This is a genomic window from Mycolicibacter nonchromogenicus (assembly GCF_002101775.1).
GTDB lineage: Bacteria > Actinomycetota > Actinomycetes > Mycobacteriales > Mycobacteriaceae > Mycobacterium > Mycobacterium nonchromogenicum.
The window spans coordinates 1-5832 of sequence record NZ_LQPI01000004.1 but is presented as its reverse complement, the minus strand read 5'-3'; the positions used below and the strand labels follow the sequence as shown (position 1 = coordinate 5832).

The 5832-nt window shown below is 55.3% G+C and carries 4 protein-coding genes; 1 reads left to right on the top strand and 3 read right to left on the bottom strand.

Features of this window, described 5'->3' with window-relative positions; translation table 11 throughout:
• The first annotated feature begins 65 nt into the window (after nt 1-65).
• Complete coding sequence (locus AWC18_RS00220; protein WP_234806385.1) at nt 66-587, top strand: tyrosine-type recombinase/integrase; 522 nt, start codon at nt 66-68, stop codon at nt 585-587.
• A gap of 32 nt (nt 588-619) precedes the next feature.
• On the opposite strand, the gene AWC18_RS00215 is transcribed toward AWC18_RS00220, so the two are convergent.
• The 3 genes from AWC18_RS00215 to AWC18_RS00210 form a co-directional block, all read right to left on the bottom strand.
• Complete coding sequence (locus AWC18_RS00215) at nt 620-1276, bottom strand: nucleoside/nucleotide kinase family protein (RefSeq protein ID WP_085136935.1); 657 nt, start codon at nt 1274-1276, stop codon at nt 620-622.
• Between the two features lie 11 nt (nt 1277-1287).
• Nucleotides 1288-2325, bottom strand: coding sequence for a hypothetical protein (locus tag AWC18_RS21345; protein WP_133054962.1), 1038 nt, complete (start codon nt 2323-2325; stop codon nt 1288-1290).
• An 86-nt stretch (nt 2326-2411) separates the two neighbouring features.
• Nucleotides 2412-5627 (bottom strand): alpha/beta hydrolase, encoded by a 3216-nt coding sequence (locus tag AWC18_RS00210; RefSeq protein WP_085136933.1) that lies wholly within the window; start codon nt 5625-5627, stop codon nt 2412-2414.
• Nucleotides 5628-5832 lie beyond the last annotated feature (205 nt).

Below are 5832 nucleotides of genomic sequence, written 5' to 3'. Positions count from 1 at the left end.
CAGCGGCACTGACCGCCTGAACCATCACATCGAAGAATCACACGACGACGTCGTACACCACGTCCGTGGACTTGACCCATCCGCGCCGAGATGAGACGGCCGCGCCGTTGTTCTGCTCAGTCACGCTCAAAGCGGCCAAACCGACCGGGAGGTCGGCCGTTGATGCTGACGGGAATAGGATCATACCGACAGCTCTCGACGCGTTGGCCCGCCTGTCGGTCAGCGAAGCGGCTGACCGTTTGGTACTGGACTGGTCCGCCCCCATTCGTCATCAGACGTTCTACAAGGCCGTGTTTCGGCCCGCGGTCCTGCGCACCAACCGCCTCGGTGGTGATGTGCTGATCCTTCCGCCAGCGCTGAAGTTCCATGCACTTCGGCATACCTACGCTAGCTTGTGCGTTGCGGCGGGAATCCCGCCGTTACAACTCAGCCGATTCATGGGGCACGCAAAAGTCACCACAACACTGTCGATCTATACGCATCTTTTCGATGACGATCATGCTGAAACTATGGCCGCGCTGGAGGCAATGAGCCGACCGGCCGAGACAACCAACATCACGCCGATACGACAACGACGATCGCAGTAGTGTTTCCGAACAGAGCGAGGCTTGATTTGTGACTAGGCCTTGTTTTGGAGCCTTAGCGCGTCAATCTCGTCCAGACTCCTATTAAGCACATTGTTGATGTCCGTTGTGCAGTCGAGTTCCAGGACGCGCCTTGACTTGGACCACCATGCCATCGTGGCGATAAGTGAGTCGTATCCAATCCTATTGTGATCGATACCGCGTTTCTCCTTCGCGCTCATAGTTGCGACACCGCGGCTGAGCACACGGTTCCATAACAAGTCGAACGGTGCGTTAAGAAATATCGTCAGGTCGAGTTGAAAGCGCTTCAATGCGAGGTCAAATAGTTCTTTGTGCGAGTCTCTGATCTGCTCGTCGAGGCGTGACAAATCGTACGCAACAAATCGATCAAGAATAATGAGTTCTGCGCTCGTTTCGAGAATCAATTTGATGCGCTCGTGCGTCCGAGCTAATCTGACGAAGACATCTGCGGATGGGTCGAGCGGCACTTCTCCTCCGTCGGACAACTTGATTAGATCGGTGAGGGTGCTGATAGCCGCGTTACTGTTGGCGGCACCTCTGCCCACCTCGATCGCACTTAGGCCCCGCGACTCAAACGCTTCCCGCAGGCCTCTGGTCAACGTTGTCTTGCCCGCGCCGTCGTACCCTTCGACGGCAACAACGATTGGCCGATGCTCGTCACGATGTCGCATTGACCTGCCCTTCAAGTAGTCAGAGTTTCTAAAACGCGGAGTTCGTAGGCGCTCATTGATGGTATCCACACTAAACCCTGCAACATGCTTGAATACTTCTCGAGCATATGCCACGATTGGTAAATCGAAATGTGTGTGTCTATTCCTGAGAAGTGCTGCACGGCCTGTCGCAGCAGACGTATAAGGTCATCATTTAGATAATGATTGAAGCTTAGGGTGGTCGACTGAGAGCGGTCTGCTGCGAAGTAAAATTGCACGATATCTTTGAGGCCAACACAGACCCGCGGGATACCACGGTATGAGATGAAGTCACCGAAGAACGCAGGAGTCTCGACGAACGGAATTATCGGGGAAACGTCGAAAGCGTGGCCGTATCGATCCAAGAACTCTTCAAAGCCAGTAGCCGAATCGATAAATGGTGCGGCATAGATCAAACGATCGCAATGCGCGTGTCGAATGACTTTACTTATCAGCTCCATCCACTCTGGGTGATCGAGTAGAAATCGCGTACCATGATTACCCAATTCAGGATTGGATTCCACCGCTCCGGAATGAAAAAGTGCCCCGAGGAGAACGTCGTCGCTTCGCACATCGACTCCGCGAAAAACGATATGTACGTGCGGTGGGCACCCAGATAGATAGCTGTCCAATGCGGACTCAATAATTGATGCTACTCGTTGCCGCGATGGTCCGGCGTGGTTAATCTCCTTGGCTACCGGGTAGAGCAAGTGTTCCATTCGGACAAACACAGTCTCGATGCGATCGAAGTTCAGGCCCACCAAGTCTTGGGGATCGTACACAGATGCCTGAAACTTGTTTGGGAATGACCGGTAAGCATCGATCGCACTGCTGGGAATCTCTTCGTGGTGCTGAACGCTGGTCTCGGCGCCCTCAACAAAGCTGAGATCATCAACTTGAATGATAGGGATTCCCTTAATGCGGCATGCCACCTCGATGTGACTGTTGTGTCCCCGTCTCCGACAAAAAATAGCCTTTATCTTGTCGATGTATGCGAGATCGACTTCCGCGATGCTATCAACATATAACAATAGCTGGTCACTAGATGTCGTGTATCGCGTTTGAATCCCGCGAATATGTCGTTGTATTACGATCTCCTTTTTCTGGCCTAATCAGCTCAATCCAATGGTCTTTTAACAATACGCCGCCCAGGTCGCCAGCGCGGGATCTTAACCGAATCGCGGATGTCGACCCAGCGAACTCTCGTTGCCTGCGGTAGTGAGCGAAGCATGCTGGCATTCATGGTCACGTTCTGGGTGATCGGGTGGTCAGCACCAAGGATTCTTTCGAAATCCGACTTAGCGCGTGCTAGCGACTCGAATGCCCCGTGCGTATTGGACATCAAGAATTGCGCGATGCCTAGGTCGTGGCGGGCGACGATGCTATCTGGATATTCGTCGCCTAGAAGATGCTGCCGGGCAACGAACACCTTGCTGAAACGATCCACGGCATCGCTGGGGGCGTCATTGGCCAACCTGCACCAAGCCGACGTACTCAAAAGGTTGATTGCGTTCGGATGCCCTTCTCCGAGGATCGCATTTGCGCGCGCGGAAACATCGCAACAGATTTGCTCGGCGGTATCGAGTTGCCCTAGTAGGAAAGCTGAAAAAGCCAGGTCGTCCCATGACGATATGGTGTCTGGGTGATCTTGGCCGAGAATTCTCGTCCGGTCCTCTGCATTTTGTCTATAAAGCAAGTTCGCGTCGTCGAGTCGACCGTTGGACTCGTAGGCATGGGCGAGGTCATTCCAGGAAATTAGCGTGTGTGGATGATCGACTCCAAGAACCGACTGGCGCTGCGCTAGCGTCGTCTGAAACAAATCGATCGCTTCCTGGGTACGTCCTGCCGACTCGTAAGCCGCGGCGAGATGTTTCCGCGCGCTCAGAGTGTGGGAGTGGAGATCGCCCAGTACGGCGATGCGCTGTTGTAGCCCAGCTTCGAAAAGGGGGATCGCCTCCGCGAGTCGCCCGACTGACTCATAGGTGCCAGCGAGGTCGATTCTTGTCGCGATGGTGGCCCGGTGCGCATCTCCTAGGACCTCCTCGCGCGCAGGAAGTACTTGCTCAAACATTTGCATGGCATCATGAATGCGGCCGGCCGACCGGAGCGCTGCCGCTAGCTGCTGTTTCGCCTCAAGCGTCTCCGCACTTGCCGCTCCGTGGAGCTCCTCTTGACTTTCGGCTACACGCTCCAGGAGGGGGATCGCCTGTCGGAGCCTGCCAGCGGATTCGTAACACAGCGCGAGATTGAACGCAGCAGTGATAGATCGGGGATCTGCGTCGCCTTTGACCCGGCTGCTGTCGGCGACGACCTGCTCACCCAGCCGCACGGCAAATGCCAGGTCAGCAGATTTCCATAATTGTCGGACTGACCAAAACCGTAAGCTAAGCAGGCGATCTACAAGTTCTCCGGCGCCCCGGACTGCACCGTTGTCGAGCAGGTGCCCGGCAGCCGTCCAAAGGGCTTCGATCTGGCTCGCCAACTGGGCGCCGAAATCGCGCTGCGACCAGGCTTGGTCTTCCGGTATCGTCTGGCCCTCCAAAAGAGCCGCGCAATCCGCTAGTACGTCGTTCAATCGGCCCTTTGCGATAGCAGCTTCTCGCATCACCCTCGCGGTTAGGCGGTGCATGATGACTAGATGGCCATCCTCTGACCACTGGAGAAGCGATGAGCCGACGCAGGATTCGAGTGTCTGATCGATGACTGACTCTGTCAGATTCGCTCCATCGTTCTCGGCTATCCGATAAAGGACCTCGCGAGGGACACCCTCGGGGGAGAGGCACGCGATGATCTCTAATACGCGCCTAGTGTGTTCGCCTGACCTTCCGCCGGTCACCGATTCGAGCGAAAGTAGGAACGCCGACGCCACACCGATTGGATAATCTAAACTTGCTTGCGGGCTCAGCAGTATCGCGACCGGAACAGAGGCGAGCTTTTGTAGATAGGCCGCATAATTGAGTCGCTGGCCAATTATCGTGCCGGCGGCCAAGGCGAGTGCCAGCGGAAGATCACCTAGTTCATGAGCGATCGCGTTAGCGCCTGCAGAATCGTCGATTGCCGTCCGCTTACGAAGAAAATCGACCGATTCGCCTCTTGTGAATTCAATTACATCAAATGAGGGCCCAAGGCCGGCGTAAGACTTCTCGGTTGTTGTAATCACTATCCGAGATGGTCCGACTGCTGGGATGAAGTCACGAATAACGCGAGGCTCCACCTGTGCGTTGTCGAACACGAATAAGCAGTCTGTGGGCCATGACTGGAGGTGTTCGCGAAGAAGCAGCGCATTGGTTAATGAATCGCCTTCTGAATCGCCAACCCCTAATCGACGTGCGATCCGAGACAGGCCAGCCACCATTTCCTGCTGTGTCTCAGCGTTCACCCAGCCGACTAACGGACAGCCATTCGCAATTTCTGACCGAGCGTAGGCCGCGGCTGCTTGTGTCTTTCCTACACCTCGCGGCCCCGTTAATGAGCACACCACGGCAACGTTCCCTTTGGAGAATGTTTCTGCGAGCACCTGCGCGGAGGTCCGCGTGATGAATCCGAGCGGTCTGTGGGGGATCGCGCCGATGATCACCTGGCTATGGGGCTCTGATGGGGAATGCGGCGGCAGAGCTTCGGCTTCTGGGTACTGACGCGCGGCGAATGACATCAAATGTTTGCGGATGACGTCGTAGTTCATCGAGTCAGGTTTCTGGAAGTGCAGGATGCTGAAGTGATCTCCATCGATAATTCCGTGCCGCTTGAATTGTGCTATTGCTGAGGCGCTCTTGACTATCTTGTCCTTCTCGCCAGCGTATGCTGTGATTGGGATCGGGCATTTGGTTTCCGAGACTTCGGTGGCATACACGATGCGGTCTAAGATATCGGCTCGCGCCTGTTCGACCTCCTTATATATCGGCTGTAGTGAATTGACTTGTGGATTGCGGCGTAGTGGGGTGTATCGGCGAAGAGTTAGAAATAGGTCCGATCCAGAATTTGGACAGGCTAAGAGAACGATCTGGTCGATGATCTTCAGTGCTTCGGCATTCGCGCTGCGGGTCTGGTTGGCCAACATTCGCTGCACAACAAGGCCACCTTGGCTGTGCGTAATAATCATCACTTTCTCGCATGACTCTAGCTTCGCCGTAATCCATGTCCAAAGTTTCTTCGCAACGTCGTCATAATCGGGAATCGCTTTGAGTGGACTGAAGTGCAGCTTGGGCGAATAGTATTCGAACTCGTAAATCGGAAGGCCGGCCAACTCAGGGTCGCCTTCAATCTGCGTTCGAAGCTTCGACCACGTCTTCCGGGAAGAGAAGAGACCGTGTATAAGCACGAGTGCCCTGTCCATTCCGCACGTCTCCCTTCGAGACACTCGGAGGCAGCGAACGGCCCCACCTGGGCGGATTCTAGGGTCACGCAGTTGACTTCGCCCGGCGCCCTGGCCGTTATCACCGCGGGATCTTCCATTGATAGTCGGGTCAAGTCCACGGACGTGGTGTACGACGTCGTCGTGTGATTCTTCGATGTGATGGTTCAGGCGGTCAGTGCCGCTG